The organism is Streptomyces sp. NPDC021212 (genome assembly GCF_044332925.1).
GTDB lineage: Bacteria > Actinomycetota > Actinomycetes > Streptomycetales > Streptomycetaceae > Streptomyces.
Map to the genome: position 1 here is coordinate 298092 of NZ_JBIRPZ010000003.1, position 14879 is coordinate 312970.

Consider the following 14879-nt stretch of genomic DNA (forward strand, 5'->3'; position numbering starts at 1 on the left):
GGTCGCGTCGATGCGGGTCAGCGGCCGGTGAACCTCGGCTGCTGCTTCTGGACGAAGGCGTCCACCGCGGTGCGGTGGTCCTCCGAGGCGCCCGCCCGGCGCTGCAGCTCGTCCTCCTTGGTCAGGGAGTCGGTGAGGCTGTGGCAGGACGCGTACGCGAGGGATTCCTTGATCGCCGCGTAGGCCGCGGTCGGGCCCTCGGCCAGTCGGCGGGCAACCGCCACCGCCTCGGCGGGCAGCTCCGCGGCGGGGACGACCCGGTTGGCGATGCCCAGCTCCAGCGCCTCCGCCGCGCTGACGCCGCGCGGGAAGAGCAGCAGGTCGGCGGCGCGGCCGTGGCCGATCAGGCGCTGTAGGGTCCAGGAGACGCCGGAGTCGGCGGTGAGCGCGACGCCCGCGAACGAGGTGTTGAACGAGGCGGTGTCGGCCACGATCCGGTAGTCGGCGGCGAAGGCGAAGCCCGCCCCGGCCCCGGCCGCGACCCCGTTCACCGCCGCGACCACCGGCTTCGGCATCCCGGCGATCGCGGTCACGATCGGGTTGTAGTGCAGCGAGACGGTGGTCATCGTCGAGCCCTCGCCCTGCTCGCCCCGGGCGGGCGCCTCGCGGTCGGCGGCCAGCAGCCCGATATGCTCCTTGAGGTCCTGCCCGACGCAGAACGCGCGCCCGGTGCCGGTGAGCAGGACGGCCCGGACCGCCGGATCCTCGGCGGCCTGGAGCAGCGCGTCACGCAGTGCCACCTTGGTGTCGATGTTGAGCGCGTTCATGGCGTCGGGACGATTCAGAGTGATCGTCGCGAGCCCGTCGGCCTGCTCGTAGAGCACGGTGTCGGTCATATGCGGCCCTCCCGTGGGCAGATGTTCGGTCGCGGCGGGCGTACGTTATCGCGATCGCCTCCCCGAATTGAGTGGTTTTGGGGGAGCGCCTTGCACGGGGGGTGCCGACCGATGTTGGTCATCGGGTCATGGCATGCGGGATAATGACAGAGAAGCAACGTGTTCGATGCCGGTGACGCCTGGGTTGTCGGCTGCGATGAGCTGGTTTCAGGAAGGGGAACGAGCATGGCGGCCATGAAGCCGCGGACGGGCGACGGCCCGCTCGAGGTGACCAAGGAGGGGCGGGGCATCGTCATGCGCGTTCCGCTCGAAGGCGGCGGTCGGCTCGTCGTCGAGCTGACACCCGACGAGGCCGACGCGCTCGGCGACGCACTGAAGAAGGTTGTCGGCTGAGCCACCGGCCCCACCATCACCCGAGCTCCGCCCCGGCGTCCGGTACGAGGTACCGGACGCCGGGGCGGTGCTGTGAGGTCCGGGGCCGTGCGGAGGTGCGGCCTCAGCCGCCGCGGTTGACCGCGCACAGCAGGCCGTCCCCGACCGGGAGCAGCGAGGACTGGAGCACGGTGGACTCGCGCACGGTGCGCAGCAGCTCACGCAGCCGCAGCACCTCGGCGGGCTGGGCGGCGGAGTCCACGGTCCGCCCGTTGGCGAAGACGCCCTCGAAACAGACGAGGCCGCCCGGCCGCAGCAGCCGCAGCGCCTCCTCCAGGTAGTCCAGGCACTCCAGCCGGTCACCGTCGCAGAACACCAGGTCGTAGCCGCCGTCGGCGAGCCGGGGGAGGACGTCCAGGGCGCGGCCGGGGATGAAGCGCGCCCGGTTTCCGGCGAAGCCCGCGGCCCGGAACGCCTGCCGGGCGAACTGCTGCATCTCGGGTTCGGTGTCGACGGTGGTCAGCACGCCGTCGGGGCGCATTCCGTGCAGCAGGTGGATACCGGAGACGCCGGTCCCGGTGCCGATCTCGGCGACGGCCTTGGCGTCCGCGGCGGCAGCGAGAAGCCGCAGCGCCGCGCCGGTGCCCGCGGACACCGAGCGCAGCCCTGCTTCCCGGGCCCGGTCACGGGCCCAGTGAAGGGCTTCGTCCTCGGCGACAAACGCGTCGGCGAACGCCCAGCTCGTCTGCCGGTTGCCGGTAATGACCCTCTCCTGTCCCCGTAGTTGGCGCAACGGTGACTGTATCCGCTGCGCACGGGAACCCGCAGATGGGACCAGGCGTTGAGGAGAGAAGGGGGGACCATATGGATCACGGCCAAATGCAGGTCAAAAATACTTATCCGGAGCTAACGGGCGAGGTGGATATGGTAGGGGCTCTACTGGACACCACCAGAGCCGACAGGGGAGGTGCGGCTGCGGCCGGTGACCGGCGAGTGCTACGGCGCTTTCGCAGGTCAGCGGGCGAGCCGAGATCCGTGACCGACACCGCTGACCGTTCCCGTTCCGCCGACTCCACCACCGCGACCTTTGCCACCACCGCGTCGTTCGGTGCGGAAGGGGATTCCCCGGCGTGGACGCCTCCCACCTGGGAGGAGATCGTCAGCACGCACAGCGCACGGGTGTACCGCCTCGCCTACCGCCTCACCGGTAACCAGCATGACGCCGAGGACCTCACCCAGGAGGTGTTCGTCCGCGTCTTCCGCTCGCTGTCGACGTACACCCCGGGCACCTTCGAGGGCTGGCTGCACCGCATCACCACCAATCTCTTCCTCGACATGGTCCGCCGTCGGCAGCGCATCCGCTTCGACGCCCTGGCCGAGGACGCGGCCGAGCGGCTCCCCAGCCGTGAGCCCTCTCCCCAGCAGCACTTCAACGACACCCACTTCGACGCCGACGTGCAGCAGGCGCTCGACACCCTCGCGCCGGAGTTCCGCGCGGCCGTCGTGCTCTGTGACATCGAGGGCCTGTCGTACGAGGAGATCGCCGCGACGCTCGGCGTCAAGCTGGGCACCGTGCGCAGCCGGATCCACCGTGGCCGCTCCCATCTGCGCAAGGCGCTGCAGCACCGCGCCCCGGCGGGCGCGCGCGCCGAGCAGCAGCGCGAGGTCGCCGCTGTCGCGCCGCGGGTCTCCGGACCGCGGCTGAGTGGGGAGGTCGGGATCGCGTGACCCGATCAGGCGGTCCGTCCCCCGCCGAGCAGCATCTCGGCGACCGCCTTGCGGCTCTGGTCGACGGCGAACTCGGGCATGACGCGCGTGAGCGCGTGCTCGCACACCTGGCGACGTGCTGTAAGTGCAAGGCGGAGGCCGACGCGCAGCGGCGGCTGAAGAGCGTTTTCGCCGAGACGGCGCCCCCGGCGCCGTCCGAGGGCTTCCTCGCCCGTCTGCAGGGCCTCCCGGCCGTCGGCGGTGACGACGGCCCGGGAAGCGGTTCCCCCTTCGCGGACCCGGGCGTCCTCGGCCTGCGCGGCGGCGCCCGGGACGTACGGGGCGACACCCCGGACGTGCGGGCGTCGGAGCGCAGACGGGAGACGTTCGCCTACCTGCCCGCGGTGGCGGTGGACCCGGTCGCCGCGGTCTCCAGTCAGCGGGAGCGCGGCTTCCGGATCCATGAGGTCGAGCGTCCCGCGCCGCGCCGCCGCTTCGCCTTCGCGGCCGCGGGCGCGGTCTCCCTGGCCGCCTTCGCGCTCGGCGCCGCCCTGCCGCTGGAGGCGGCGGTCGACCCCGGCCCCCGGACGGACGGCTCGGACAGCGCGGTCACCCCGGTCGACGTCGACACCGTCGGCACGGGCGCCCGCGAGCGGACCGGCCGCGACATCGGCCTGCTGGCCACCACCGAGACGCGCCCCGCCGCGCTCCCCTCCCCGAGCGCGACCCCGAGCCACCCGGTGCTGACCCCCTCCGGCGCCGCGGTGAACCCGCTGATACAGCCGGCCTTGTCGGTCACGGACCTGCTGCGGGTCCCGAACTCCACCCCGGCGGCGCCCGCGCCGACCCAGATGGAGGGCCCGACCCAGCCCGCCGCGTCGCGCACCCCCTACCTCGGCTTCAGCACACCCCCGCCCTAGGGGCATTCGCAACCCGGGGATTCCGCGCCAAATCGCTCACACGTCCGGTCGTTCCGCTCGTTCCGCCACGCGGGCCCGGGCGGACTGATTGAATCGCTGTCGGGCAGCCCTGCCCTGTCGGGGGCACCCCCGACGGTGGCCGCGGGCGAGCCGAAGAGTCGCGGTGACGTATGACCCGGGCGGCGCGGTTGGCGATCGCTTGCGGGAACTTGGGGAGATCATGGACGAGCGGAAGGCCCCCGGGCCCAAGCCGAAGTGGTGGAGCCGTCCGGTCGCACGACCCGGCGACCGGCAGACGGACGGCGCGGAGCCCTCGGAGGAGACGGCAGCGGACACGGCGCCGCCATCCGGCGCCGGGGACGGCCGCGAGCCGGCGGACGGGGCCCCGGCGGGCGCCGGGCGGCCGCTGCACGAGCCCGATCCGTACAGCACCCCGCCCTACGGCGGCCCCGGGCCCTGGGCCCCCGCCCCGCCCGTACAGCACCCGGGCACGACCCCGGCGCACGGCACCCACCTGCCGCCCGGCGCCGTCCCGCAGCCCGCACCGCACGCCGCTCCACAGCCCGGGATTCCGCAGCCCGGGGTGGTGACTCCTCCGCACGGCACCCAGCTGCCGCCGCCCGTTCCGCACCCCGAGGGTGCCCCGGTGCCGGCCCAGTGGCAGAGCTACGACCCCTGGACCGTGGCCCCGCAGCCCGCCGAGCGCAAGGTGGTCTCCCGCCGCCGCGCGTTCGTCGCCGTCCTGCTGATCGCGCTGGTCGCGGGGTGCCTGGGCGGCGGGATCGGCGCGTACGTCGAGCGGGACCGGGCCACCGGGGGCGTCGACGTCAAGCTTCCGCAGGCCCCGCTGGAAAAGGGCACCCGGTCCCCGGGCAGCATCGCGGGCATCGCCTCCCGCGCCCTGCCGGGCGTGGTGACCATCCATGTCAGCGGCAGTTCCGAGGAGGGCACCGGCACCGGGTTCGTCCTCGACAAGCAGGGCCACATCCTCACCAACAACCATGTCGTGGCGCCCGCCGGCTCCGAGGGCGACATATCGGTGACGTTCAACGGCGGCCAGACCGCCCGCGCCAAGCTGATCGGACGGGACGCCGGGTACGACTTGGCGGTCATCCGGGTCGAGGGCGTCTCCGGGCTGCGTCCGCTGCCGCTGGGCAACTCCGACTCCGTCCGGGTCGGCGACCCGGTGGTGGCGATCGGCGCCCCGTTCGACCTGGCGGGCACGGTCACCTCCGGGATCATCAGCGCCAAGGAGCGCCCGATCACCGCGGGCGGCGAGAAGGAGGACGGCAGCGACATCTCCTACGTCGACGCGCTCCAGACCGACGCCCCGATCAACCCGGGCAACTCCGGCGGCCCGCTGGTCGACGGCAAGGCGCGGGTCATCGGGATCAACAGCGCCATCCGGGCTGCCGACGACGGCGGCGGCGGTGGGCTGGGCGGCCAGGGCGGCTCCATCGGCCTGGGCTTCGCGATCCCGATCAACCAGGGCAAGCGGGTCGCCGAGGAGCTGATCAACACCGGCAAGGCCACCCACCCCGTGATCGGCGTCACGCTCAACATGGAGTACACGGGCGACGGTGCCCGGGTGAACGGCAAGGGTGCCGAGGGCCCGCCGGTCACCCCGGACGGCCCGGGCGACAAGGCGGGGATCAAGGCCGGTGACGTGATCACCGAGGTGGACGGCGTCCGGGTGCACAGCGGCCAGGAGCTGATCGTCAAGATCCGCAGCCACCGCCCCGGCGACCGGCTCCGGCTGACCGTGAAGCGGGACGGCGACGAGCGCACCGTGGAGCTGACGCTGGGCTCGGCGAGCAGTGACGGCTAGGACAGGCCTGGCGGACACCCGTCGGCCCCCGATGTTGGCCCGGGCGTCTCCCGCGCCGACCCTGCCGACCGGTACGGTATTGAGTGGCCGAGTCAGGCTTTCGGACGTCTTCTAGGAGCTGCAAGGTGTTGGACATAGGACCTCTCGAGCTCGTCGCGCTCGTTGTCCTTGCGGTGCTCATCTTCGGCCCGGACAAGCTTCCGAAGGTCATCCGGGACGTGTCGCAGTTCATCCGCAAGATCCGGGAGTTCTCCGACAGCGCCAAGGAGGACATCCGCTCCGAGCTGGGGCCCGAGTTCAAGGACTTCGAGTTCGAGGACCTGAACCCCAGGACCTTCGTGCGCAAGCATGTGCTCGACAACGATGAGCTGGGCCTCAAGGAGATCCAGAACGGGTTCGACCTCCGCAAGGAGATGGCCGAGGTCGCCGACTCCGTGAACGGCCGGGAGAGTGACGTCGCACACGGCTCTTCAGGGGGCTCCGGCGCCACTCCGCCGTCCCTGTCCAAGGGCGATTCCGGCACCCCTGACCTGCTGCGCAAGCGCGATGATCAGTCTCGTGAGGACCGTCCGCCTTTCGACTCCGACGCCACTTGATCCCACCGTATGCCCGGGCTGGTTGACCCGTATGGCTATCCTCCCTTTGTCCGGGGTGAGGTCGCCCGAAGGGGGGCGGGCCGCCCACGACGAAGGGCAACGAGGAGGCTCCGCGCACATGGGCACGACGAGTCGGCTAGGGGTGCAAGGGGTGGACGGTGCGACGCAGGGGATGCCCGCTGAGGCCCGGCGGAGCGTCGACGGCTATCTGATGGCCGCCTTCCCCTGGTACGGCCTTGACGAGGCGTTCACCGGGCCGCGCTGGCTCATGCAGGTGGGTGTGGCCGCCGACGGCCGGGTGGAGTACGGCTCGACCGGGCACGGCGAGGAGCCGTCGCTGCGCGTCGAGACCCCCATGGACCAGCAGCGCTTCACGGCGGTGGTGACGGTCGGCGGCCGCCCCGTACGGGACAGCGCGGACGGCACCGGCAAGCTGGAGGCCACCTCGGTCGCCTCGGCCGCCTGGCTGGCCGGCGCGGGCCTGCTGTCATGTACCTGGCCGACCCGCATGGAGCGGGGGCTGCGCCAGGACTGGCTGGACCAGCAGACCGCGATCGCCTGGGAGCTGGCGGATGCCCTGGACGGCGAGGAGTGGTCCCCGCTGTCGCTGCCGGTGGACGGCGTGCCGACCGACTTCCACTACCGCGAGTCGGAGTACGGCTGGGTGCTGGCCGGATCGGCGGGCGAGAGCGTGCACATCGGGGCGTACGGGCGCGGGATGAGCGCCTACGGCCTGGGCTTCTCGGTGATCAAGGACATCACCGGCTACGACGCGTAGATCGCGCAGATCGTGTGGACACGGCAGGGGCGGCCCCGCGGGGCCGCCCCTGCCGCGGCCCTCAGAACTTGTTGCGCGGCGTGACGCCCAGCGACATGCCCGCGAGGCCCCGCTGCCGCCCGCCGATCTTGCCCGCGATCGCCCGCAGCGCGCTGCCGGCGGGGGAGTCGGGGTCGGACAGCACGACCGGCTTGCCGTCGTCGCCGCCCTCGCGCAGCCGTACGTCGATCGGGATGGAGCCCAGCACCGGCACCGTCGTCCCGGTGGTCCGGGACAGTCCCTCGGCGACCTTCTGCCCGCCGCCGGTGCCGAAGACGTCGACCATCTCGTCGCAGTGCGGGCAGGGCAGCCCGGACATGTTCTCCACGACGCCGACGATCTTCTGGTGGGTCTGGACGGCGATCGAGCCCGCCCGCTCGGCCACCTCGGCGGCGGCCTGCTGAGGCGTCGTCACCACCAGGATCTCGGCGCCCGGCACGAGCTGGGCGACGGAGATCGCGATGTCGCCGGTGCCCGGCGGCAGGTCCAGCAGCAGGACGTCGAGGTCACCCCAGTAGACGTCGGCCAGGAACTGCTGGAGGGCGCGGTGCAGCATCGGTCCGCGCCACACCACCGGGGTGTTGCCCGGGGTGAACATCCCGATCGAGATCACCTTCACGCCGTTCGCCGACGGCGGCATGATCATGTCCTCGACCTGGGTGGGCCGCCCGTCGGCGCCCAGCATGCGCGGCACCGAGTGGCCGTAGATGTCGGCGTCCACGACACCGACCTTGAGCCCGTCGTCGGCCATCGCGGCGGCCAGGTTGACCGTCACCGACGACTTGCCGACGCCGCCCTTGCCGGAGGCCACCGCGTACACCCGGGTCAGCGAGCCGGGCTTGGCGAAGGGCACCTCGCGCTCGGCCTGGCCGCCGCGGAGCGAGGCGGTCAGCTCGCGCCGCTGCTCGTCGCTCATCACGTCCAGCTCGACCGAGACCCCGGTCACCCCGGCGACCTGGCCGACCGCGTCCTTCACCCGGCTGGTGATCGTCTCCCGCATCGGACAGCCGGAGACCGTGAGATACACCACCACCGCGACCGCGCCGTCCGCCGCGATCTCGACGGATTTGACCATGCCGAGGTCGGTGATCGGCTTGTGGATCTCCGGGTCGTTGACCGTGGCGAGTGCGGCGCGCACCGCGCCTTCGCTCGGTGCCGGGACAGTGTCGGTAGCCATACGGAGATGGTACGGCGCCGCGGGTACGCGCGGGTAAGCCCGTCCCGTCCCGTCAGCGGTCGCGTTCCTCACGCGCCGGCGCGGACCGTCGCCCGTCCGGCTCCCGGACCAGTCCCTCGAACTCGGAGCGGATCCAGTCCCTCGTCGCGACCTCGCCGAGCCCGGAGCGCAGCGACGCGATCTCCCGGGTCAGGAACTCGGTGTCGGCGATCGACCGCTCGTCCCGCGCCCGGTCCTGTTCGTAGTTGACGCGGTCGCGGTCGGCCTGCCGGTACTGGGAGAGCAGGATCAGCGGCGCCGAGTACGACGCCTGGAGCGACAGCATCAGCGTCAGGAAGATGAAAGGGAACGGGTCGAACCGCAGCGGGCGCGGGGCCAGGGTGTTCCAGGCCAGCCAGGCGATGACGAAGACCGTCATCCATGCGATGAAGCGGCCGGTGCCCAGGAAGCGGGCGATCCGCTCCGACGTCCTGCCGAACGCCTCCGGGTCCCAGCGCGGCAGCGGACTGCGGCGGCGCTCCTTGGGCCGGTCGAGACGGCCGCCGTCACCGTCCATCGCCCACCTCCGGGACCGGTACCCCGCCGTGCAGCTCGCGCTCGCGCCAGTCGGGGGGCAGCATATGGTCGAGGACGTCGTCCACGGTCACCGCGCCCAGCAGCGATCCACCCTCGTCCACGACGGGGGCCGCCAGCAGGTTGTACGTCGCCAGATGGCCGGCGACCACGGGCAGCGGGGTGTCCGGGCGCAGCGGCCGCAGATCGGTGTCCGCGGCCGAGCCGACGAGGGTGAACGGCGGGTCACGCAGCAGCCGTTGGAAGTGGATGGTGCCCAGGTAGCGCCCGGTGGGCGTCTCATCGGGCGGGCGGCACACGTACACCTGGGCGGCGAGCGCCGGGGTGAGGTCCTGGTTGCGCACGCGCGCGAGCGCGTCCGCGACCGTGGCGTCCGGCCGCAGCACGATCGGCTCGGTCGTCATCAGCCCGCCCGCCGAGCCCTCCTCGTACGACATCAGCCGCCGCATGTCGGCCGCGTCCCTGGGGCGCATCAGGGCCAGCAGCCGCTCCTTGTCCCGTTCGGGCAGCTCCGACAGCAGGTCGGCCGCGTCGTCCGGGTCCATCGCCTCCAGGACGTCGGCCGCGCGCTCCTCCTCGAGCTTGCCGAGGATCTCCACCTGGTCGTCGTCGGGCAGCTCCTCCAGGACGTCCGCGAGCCGTTCGTCGTCCAGCGCCGCCGCGACCTCGCCGCGGCGCTTGGCGGAGAGGTGGTGCAGGACGTTGGCGAGGTCGGCGGGGCGCAGCTGCTCGAAGGTGGCCAGCAGGTTCTCCGCGCCCTGTCCGTGCTCCTCCAGCGAGAATCCGGTGACGGCCGACCAGTCCACGGTCAGCGTCTCGCCACGGCGCCGCAGCGCACCGCTCTTGCCGCGGCGCACGAAGACCTTGTCGATCTCCCATTCGCGGCGCGCGGGCAGCTGGGCCATCCCCACGTCCAGGACCGTGACCTGCTCGCCCGTCTCCACCACCCGCACCGTGCGGTCCAGCAGTTCGCCGAGGACGAGCGTCTCGGTGGGGCGCTGCTCGAAGCGCCGCATGTTGACCACGCCGGTGGTGATGACCTGGCCCGACTCCACGCCGGTCACCCGCGTCATGGGCAGGAAGATGCGGCGCCGGGTGACCACTTCGACGACCAGCCCGAGGACCCGTGGCGGCCGGCCGGCCAGCCGCAGCATCGCCACCAGGTCGCGGACCCGCCCGACCTGGTCGCCGTTCGGGTCGAAGACGGCGACGCCGGCCAGATGCGAGACATAGATCCGTGAGGCGCCTGCCGGCATGTCATGCGCCTCCTTCCCGCTACGCGTGCGCGCGTATTCAACGGGTTCAGGCTAGCCTGCCCCGTTCTGCCCCGCCGCCGGACGAGCGGCCCCGGGCACCCTGCACACGCTTCCGTACGGCACCGGTACGCTGCCGTACTGCACCGGACCGGCATCAGGAGGCAGAGCGGACGTGCGCATCCGGAACACGGCTCTCGTCGCGGTGATGTGCGCGGGATTGGCCGCGACGCTCACCGCATGCGGTGGCGAAGGGGAGAAGGCGGACCCCGACGCGGGGACCAACGGCGTGGGCAAGCTCCCCGCCACCAAGATCCAGAGCAAGGCCCGGACGGCGGCCGGGAGCGCGGACGCCGTCCATCTGTCCGGCAGCCTCGTCTCCAAGGGCCGCACCTACAAGGTCGACATGAAGCTGAAGGGCGACGGCGGCACCGGCGTCGTCTCCACCAAGGGCACCAGGTACGAGCTGCTGCGGGTGGGCGAGGAGCTGTACCTCAAGGCGGACGCGGGCTTCTGGGGGCACCACCAGGGCAGCGGGGGGCACAAGGGCGACGCGGCCGCCGCGAACAAGCTCGACGACAAGTACGTGAAGGTGCCGTCGGGGGACCCCGCGTACAAACGGCTCAGCGGCTTCACGGACAAGAGCGTCATGCTGGACGGGCTGCTCGGCCTGCACGGCACGATCAGCGCGGGCGACCGGGGTGACGTCGGTGGCGTCCGTACGATCCGCATCCTCGGCGGCAAGGGGGGCGACGGCGGTTCCCTCGACGTCTCCCTGAAGGGCCGCCCGTACCCGCTACGGCTCCAGCGGGCGGGGGGCGCGGGGGTGATCCGGCTCGAGGACTGGAACAAGGACTTCAAGCTGGCCGCACCGGACAAGGATCACGTGGTCGACTACGGCCAGCAGATCCCGACGGGGACGTAACGGGACGCAACCCGGCCCTTCCGGCGACCGAGGAGCGGGCAACTCCCAGCACGCCCCACCACCCAGCCCCTCCGGCGCTTGGGGAGCGGGGTCCGGGGCGGAGCCCCGGTCAATCCGCCCTGCGCCCCCGCTTCCCCCGCACCAACAACTTCGGCAACCCCGCCGGAATCTCCCGCCGCGTCACGGCGGGAGTCGGCAGGGGCGCCGCCGCGAGCGACCCCGCCCCCGCCGCCACCAGCGCCCCGTCGAGCACCGGCTCCAGCCGCAGCACCCGGCACTCCCGGGCCCACCGATCCGCGATCGTGTCCGCGTCCACCGCGTTCAGTCGCTTGCCCTTCAGCTCGCCGACGGCCGCCGTCCACGCCTCGCCGCCCGGGGCGAGTTCGACCACCCGCGCGGGCCAGCCGATCAGCCGACCGCCCTTGTCCTTGCTGCGCAGGGTCACCGTCGCGGTGCCGCCGTCCACGAGGCCGAGCCCCTTCAGGGGCTGCTCGTCGGGGCCGTCCCCGACGAGGCAGACGGCGCCCTCGTGCCAGATGTGCCACAGCGCGCGGGCGGCGCCCTCGGAGCCCTGCACCCACACCAGGGCGGACTTCTTGGCCGCCTCCTCGACCAGGGCGCGGTCGATCGGGTCCATGGCGTCCGGCGGCGTCGGAGTCGTAGGAGGCGTCATGCGGACAAGCCTAGGCCAGCAGGGCCGATGCCCTCCGCGGGTCCCAGTCAGCGAAACGACAGTTCCATGCGCCGCGCACGCACCTTACGCTGAGCCCGTGCCCACCACGCGCCCCGACCGCTCCATCCGCACACCCACCGCCGCCACCACCACCGCACCGCGCCCGGCCCTGGACGCCGCCCTGCTCGCCGTCGCCGTCGCCGGGGTGTCGCTCTCCGCCCCGCTGGCCGCCGCGACCGCGGCCCCCGCCCTCGCCGTCGCGTTCTGGCGCAACGCCATGGCGGTCGGCGCGCTCACCCCGCTCGCCCTGTGGCGCCACCGGGGCGAGCTGCGCGGGATGGGGCGCCGGGCGGTGGCGCTCTCCGCCGCCTCCGGGGCGCTGCTCGCGGTGCACTTCGGGGCCTGGCTGCCGAGCCTGCACATGACCTCCGTGGCCTCCTCCACCGCGCTGGTGACCACGACCCCGATCTGGACCGCGCTGCTGCTGCGGCTGCGCGGCCACCGCCCGCCCCCGATGGCGACCCTCGGCACGGTGCTGGCGTTTCTCGGCGTGGTGATCCTCACCGGAGTCGACCTGTCCGCCTCCCCGCAGGCGCTCGCGGGCGACGCGCTCGCCCTGGTGGGCGGCGTGGCAGCGGCCGGGTACGTGCTGCTGGGGGCGGAGGTGCGCCGGGTGGCGAGCACGACCGCGTACACCTACGTCTGCTACTCCACGACCAGCGTGTTCCTGCTGCTGACCTGCCTGGTCGCGGGCGCACGGCTGCACGGCTACAGCGGGGACACCTGGCTGCGGCTGGTGCTGCTGATGGTCACCGCGCAGCTGCTCGGGCACACGCTGATCAACCGGGTGGTCAAGGGCCTGGGCCCGACCGTGACGTCGACCGCGATCCTGCTGGAGGCGCCGGGCGCGGCCCTGATCGCGGCGGTGTGGCTGGGCCAGCAGCCGCCGGTGGCCGCCTACCCGGCACTCGCCGTGATCGTCGGCGGCCTCGCGCTGGTCGTCCTGTCGGACCGCACGTCCGGCTCCCGGACAGAGCCTAGAGCCAGCCGTTCCGCTTGAACCCGCGGTGGATCGTGACGCAGATCCCCACCGTGACGGCCAGCACCATCGGGTAGCCGAACCTCCAGTGCAGCTCGGGCATGTAGTCGAAGTTCATGCCGTAGATCCCGGCGATCATCGTCGGGACGGCGCAGATCGCCGCCCAGGATGTGATCTTGCGCATGTCCTCGTTCTGGGCGACCGTCGCTTGCGCCAGGTTCGCCTGGAGGATCGAGTTCAGCAGGTCGTCGAAGCCCAGGACCTGCTCGTTCACCCGGGCCAGGTGGTCCGCGACGTCCCGGAAGTACTTCTGGATGTCCGGGTCCACCAGCCGCATCGGACGCTCGCTCAGCAGCTGCATCGGCCGCAGCAGCGGCGAGACGGCCCGCTTGAACTCCAGTACCTCGCGCTTGAGCTGGTAGATCCGGCCCGCGTCGCCGCCGCGCCGGGAGGTGGCCTGCGAGAAGACCTCGATCTCGACCTCGTCGATGTCGTCCTGGACGGCGTCGGCGACCGCGAGATATCCGTCCACGACCTGGTCGGCGATGGCGTGCAGCACCGCCGAGGGGCCCTTGGCCAGCAGCTCCGGGTCCTCCTGGAGGCGGTGGCGCAGGGCGCGCAGCGAGCCCTGGCCGCCGTGCCGCACGGTCACGATGAAGTTGTGGCCGGTGAAGCACATCACCTCGCCGGTCTCCACGACCTCGCTGGTCGCGGTGAGTTCGGCGTGCTCCACGTAGTGGATGGTCTTGAAGACGGTGAAGAGGCTGTCGTCGTACCGCTCCAGCTTCGGCCGCTGGTGCGCCTGCACCGCGTCCTCGACGGCCAGCGGGTGCAGCCCGAACTCCTGTGCGATGCCCGCGAACTCGCGCTCGGTCGGCTCGTGCAGACCGATCCAGGCGAACCCGCCCTCGGCGCGCACCCGCTCCATCGCGTGCGCCGGGCTGACGTGGTCGCTGACCCGCTTCCCGTCCCGGTAGACGGCGCAGTCGACCACCGCGCTGGTGACGGACGGGTCGCGGGTGGCGTCGTAGTTGCTGGTGTTGTGCGTCCGGCGCAGGGCGGGGCGGACGGCTGCGCGCAGGTCACGGATCATCGACATGACGGGCTCCTTCACGGGCCGGCCGTCAGCGGTGGGCGCGCGGCGCAGCGCTGCGCCCGGAAGGTGGACGTACGGCACTCTCGTAAGGTGTACGTACGTACGTCCGCAAAGCGGGCGGCGCTCCGTGCGATGACGCTGACGGAAGTTCGCGGAGAACAGAACAGATGCGATACGAAGGCGCTCTGCCGTCACATGCCCTTGATGCGAGAGAACTTCGCGTGTTTCACCGCGAGGCGGTGGGGTACGGAAGGTTTCAGATCATGAAGCCGCATACCAAGGGGAAACGACGGGAGAACTGTCGGTACTGCACGGTCGACTAGGATCCACCGCAGCCCCACCTCCTCCGGCCGGTCCCCCTTGGGGGACGACGTATTTCCCTGGGCAGGCAGCAAGGCTATCAGTCGGCAGAACCGATGAGCCGCCGCTTTGCCCGTTCGATACGCGATCTATGCTCACCGCATGTCAGACGTCCTGCAGCTGGTCGAGGCCCGGCTGATCACCGCGCTGGGCGAGCCGGACGCCCGCGCCGCCGTCACGTTCGTCGGTACGGACCGCATCGAGGTGCTGCGTTTCCGCGCCGACGGGAACGTCGTCCGGTACGCCACCCTCGGCATGTCGGACCATCCGATGACCGACCCCACCGCCGCCGTCGCCGACCAGCTCCGCGGCCCGCGCGCCGAGCTGGTGCTCACCGTGCGCGCAGGCGCCCCAGGACCCGGCTCCGCCGTCCTGGACGAGGTGCTGCGCCCGCTCGCCGTGCTGGCCGCCTCGCCGCAGGTCGAGGGCGTGGTGGTGGCCCCGGGCGCGTCCCTGGACCTGGGTGGCCCGCTGTGGTCCGGGGCGCCCTTCACCTCCGTACTGGTCGGTGAACCGGGCGGTCTGGTCGAGGATTTGGAGCTGATCGCGCCGATGGAGCCGGTGCGCTTCCTGCCGCTGCTGCCGATGACCGGGAACGAGGCGGCGTGGAAGCGGGTCCACGGCGCCGGCGCGCTCCAGGACCGCTGGCTGCGGCACGGCACGGACCTGCGTGATCCAGCCAGGTCCGGTGTGCCGCTGGGGTAAAC

General features: G+C 72.3%; 16 protein-coding genes. 9 read left to right on the top strand and 7 right to left on the bottom strand.

Translation table 11 applies throughout. The features are described 5' to 3' along the window. Nucleotides 1-17 precede the first annotated feature (17 nt). Nucleotides 18-836, bottom strand: a complete 819-nt coding sequence (locus tag ACH4SI_RS09590; RefSeq protein ID WP_398294513.1) for an enoyl-CoA hydratase-related protein — start codon at nt 834-836, stop codon at nt 18-20. A gap of 225 nt (nt 837-1061) precedes the next feature. Here ACH4SI_RS09590 and ACH4SI_RS09595 point away from each other — a divergent pair, with 225 nt between their 5' ends. Then, complete coding sequence (locus ACH4SI_RS09595) at nt 1062-1229, top strand: DUF3117 domain-containing protein (protein ID WP_003966491.1); 168 nt, start codon at nt 1062-1064, stop codon at nt 1227-1229. A gap of 103 nt (nt 1230-1332) precedes the next feature. On the opposite strand, the gene ACH4SI_RS09600 is transcribed toward ACH4SI_RS09595, so the two are convergent. Continuing rightward, a complete protein-coding gene (locus ACH4SI_RS09600; RefSeq protein WP_055548063.1) occupies nt 1333-2001 on the bottom strand; it encodes an O-methyltransferase in 669 nt (222 codons plus the stop codon). Nucleotides 2002-2132: 131 nt separating this feature from the next. Here ACH4SI_RS09600 and sigE point away from each other — a divergent pair, with 131 nt between their 5' ends. The 5 genes from sigE to ACH4SI_RS09625 all read left to right on the top strand — a co-directional run bounded on the left by sigE (nt 2133) and on the right by ACH4SI_RS09625 (nt 7037). Then, nucleotides 2133-2936: an RNA polymerase sigma factor SigE gene (sigE, locus tag ACH4SI_RS09605; protein ID WP_398294516.1), complete on the top strand. Its 804-nt coding sequence runs from the start codon at nt 2133-2135 to the stop codon at nt 2934-2936. Continuing rightward, nucleotides 2933-3835 (top strand): zf-HC2 domain-containing protein, encoded by a 903-nt coding sequence (locus ACH4SI_RS09610; RefSeq protein WP_398294518.1) that lies wholly within the window; start codon nt 2933-2935, stop codon nt 3833-3835. Before sigE ends, ACH4SI_RS09610 begins: the two co-directional genes overlap by 4 nt. A gap of 220 nt (nt 3836-4055) precedes the next feature. After that, the gene (locus ACH4SI_RS09615) at nt 4056-5663 is read left to right on the top strand and encodes a trypsin-like peptidase domain-containing protein (protein WP_398294520.1); all 1608 of its coding nucleotides are present in this window, start codon (nt 4056-4058) and stop codon (nt 5661-5663) included. Between the two features lie 125 nt (nt 5664-5788). After that, nucleotides 5789-6259 (top strand): sec-independent translocase, encoded by a 471-nt coding sequence (locus ACH4SI_RS09620; RefSeq protein WP_398294522.1) that lies wholly within the window; start codon nt 5789-5791, stop codon nt 6257-6259. A gap of 118 nt (nt 6260-6377) precedes the next feature. After that, the gene (locus tag ACH4SI_RS09625) at nt 6378-7037 is read left to right on the top strand and encodes a hypothetical protein (protein WP_398294524.1); all 660 of its coding nucleotides are present in this window, start codon (nt 6378-6380) and stop codon (nt 7035-7037) included. A gap of 61 nt (nt 7038-7098) precedes the next feature. On the opposite strand, the gene ACH4SI_RS09630 is transcribed toward ACH4SI_RS09625, so the two are convergent. The 3 genes from ACH4SI_RS09630 to ACH4SI_RS09640 are packed head-to-tail and all read right to left on the bottom strand — an operon-like array spanning nt 7099 to nt 10082. Continuing rightward, nucleotides 7099-8253, bottom strand: a complete 1155-nt coding sequence (locus tag ACH4SI_RS09630) for an Mrp/NBP35 family ATP-binding protein (RefSeq protein WP_398294526.1) — start codon at nt 8251-8253, stop codon at nt 7099-7101. A gap of 52 nt (nt 8254-8305) precedes the next feature. Beyond that, entirely contained in the window at nt 8306-8809 is a 504-nt protein-coding gene (locus ACH4SI_RS09635; protein WP_398294528.1) for a DUF1003 domain-containing protein, read from the bottom strand. Continuing rightward, on the bottom strand, nt 8799-10082 hold the full coding sequence (locus ACH4SI_RS09640; protein WP_398294530.1) for a magnesium transporter MgtE N-terminal domain-containing protein: 1284 nt from the start codon (nt 10080-10082) through the stop codon (nt 8799-8801). Before ACH4SI_RS09640 ends, ACH4SI_RS09635 begins: the two co-directional genes overlap by 11 nt. Nucleotides 10083-10287: 205 nt before the next feature. Here ACH4SI_RS09640 and ACH4SI_RS09645 point away from each other — a divergent pair, with 205 nt between their 5' ends. Then, nucleotides 10288-11004, top strand: coding sequence for a hypothetical protein (locus ACH4SI_RS09645; RefSeq protein WP_398295215.1), 717 nt, complete (start codon nt 10288-10290; stop codon nt 11002-11004). 109 nt (nt 11005-11113) lie between these two features. Here the strand turns inward: ACH4SI_RS09645 and ACH4SI_RS09650 are convergent, their stop codons facing one another. Continuing rightward, on the bottom strand, nt 11114-11677 hold the full coding sequence (locus ACH4SI_RS09650) for a hypothetical protein (RefSeq protein WP_398294532.1): 564 nt from the start codon (nt 11675-11677) through the stop codon (nt 11114-11116). Between the two features lie 97 nt (nt 11678-11774). Between ACH4SI_RS09650 and ACH4SI_RS09655 the strand changes: the two genes are divergently transcribed. Further along, entirely contained in the window at nt 11775-12737 is a 963-nt protein-coding gene (locus ACH4SI_RS09655) for a DMT family transporter (RefSeq protein WP_398294534.1), read from the top strand. On the opposite strand, the gene ACH4SI_RS09660 is transcribed toward ACH4SI_RS09655, so the two are convergent. Next, nucleotides 12715-13815 (bottom strand): magnesium and cobalt transport protein CorA, encoded by a 1101-nt coding sequence (locus ACH4SI_RS09660; protein WP_398294536.1) that lies wholly within the window; start codon nt 13813-13815, stop codon nt 12715-12717. The two genes, ACH4SI_RS09655 and ACH4SI_RS09660, sit on opposite strands and share 23 nt — an antisense overlap. Before the next feature lie 459 nt (nt 13816-14274). Here ACH4SI_RS09660 and ACH4SI_RS09665 point away from each other — a divergent pair, with 459 nt between their 5' ends. Further along, nucleotides 14275-14877 carry a suppressor of fused domain protein gene (locus ACH4SI_RS09665; protein WP_398294538.1) on the top strand — a complete coding sequence of 201 codons (603 nt, stop codon included), beginning with the start codon at nt 14275-14277 and terminating at the stop codon, nt 14875-14877. Nucleotides 14878-14879 lie beyond the last annotated feature (2 nt).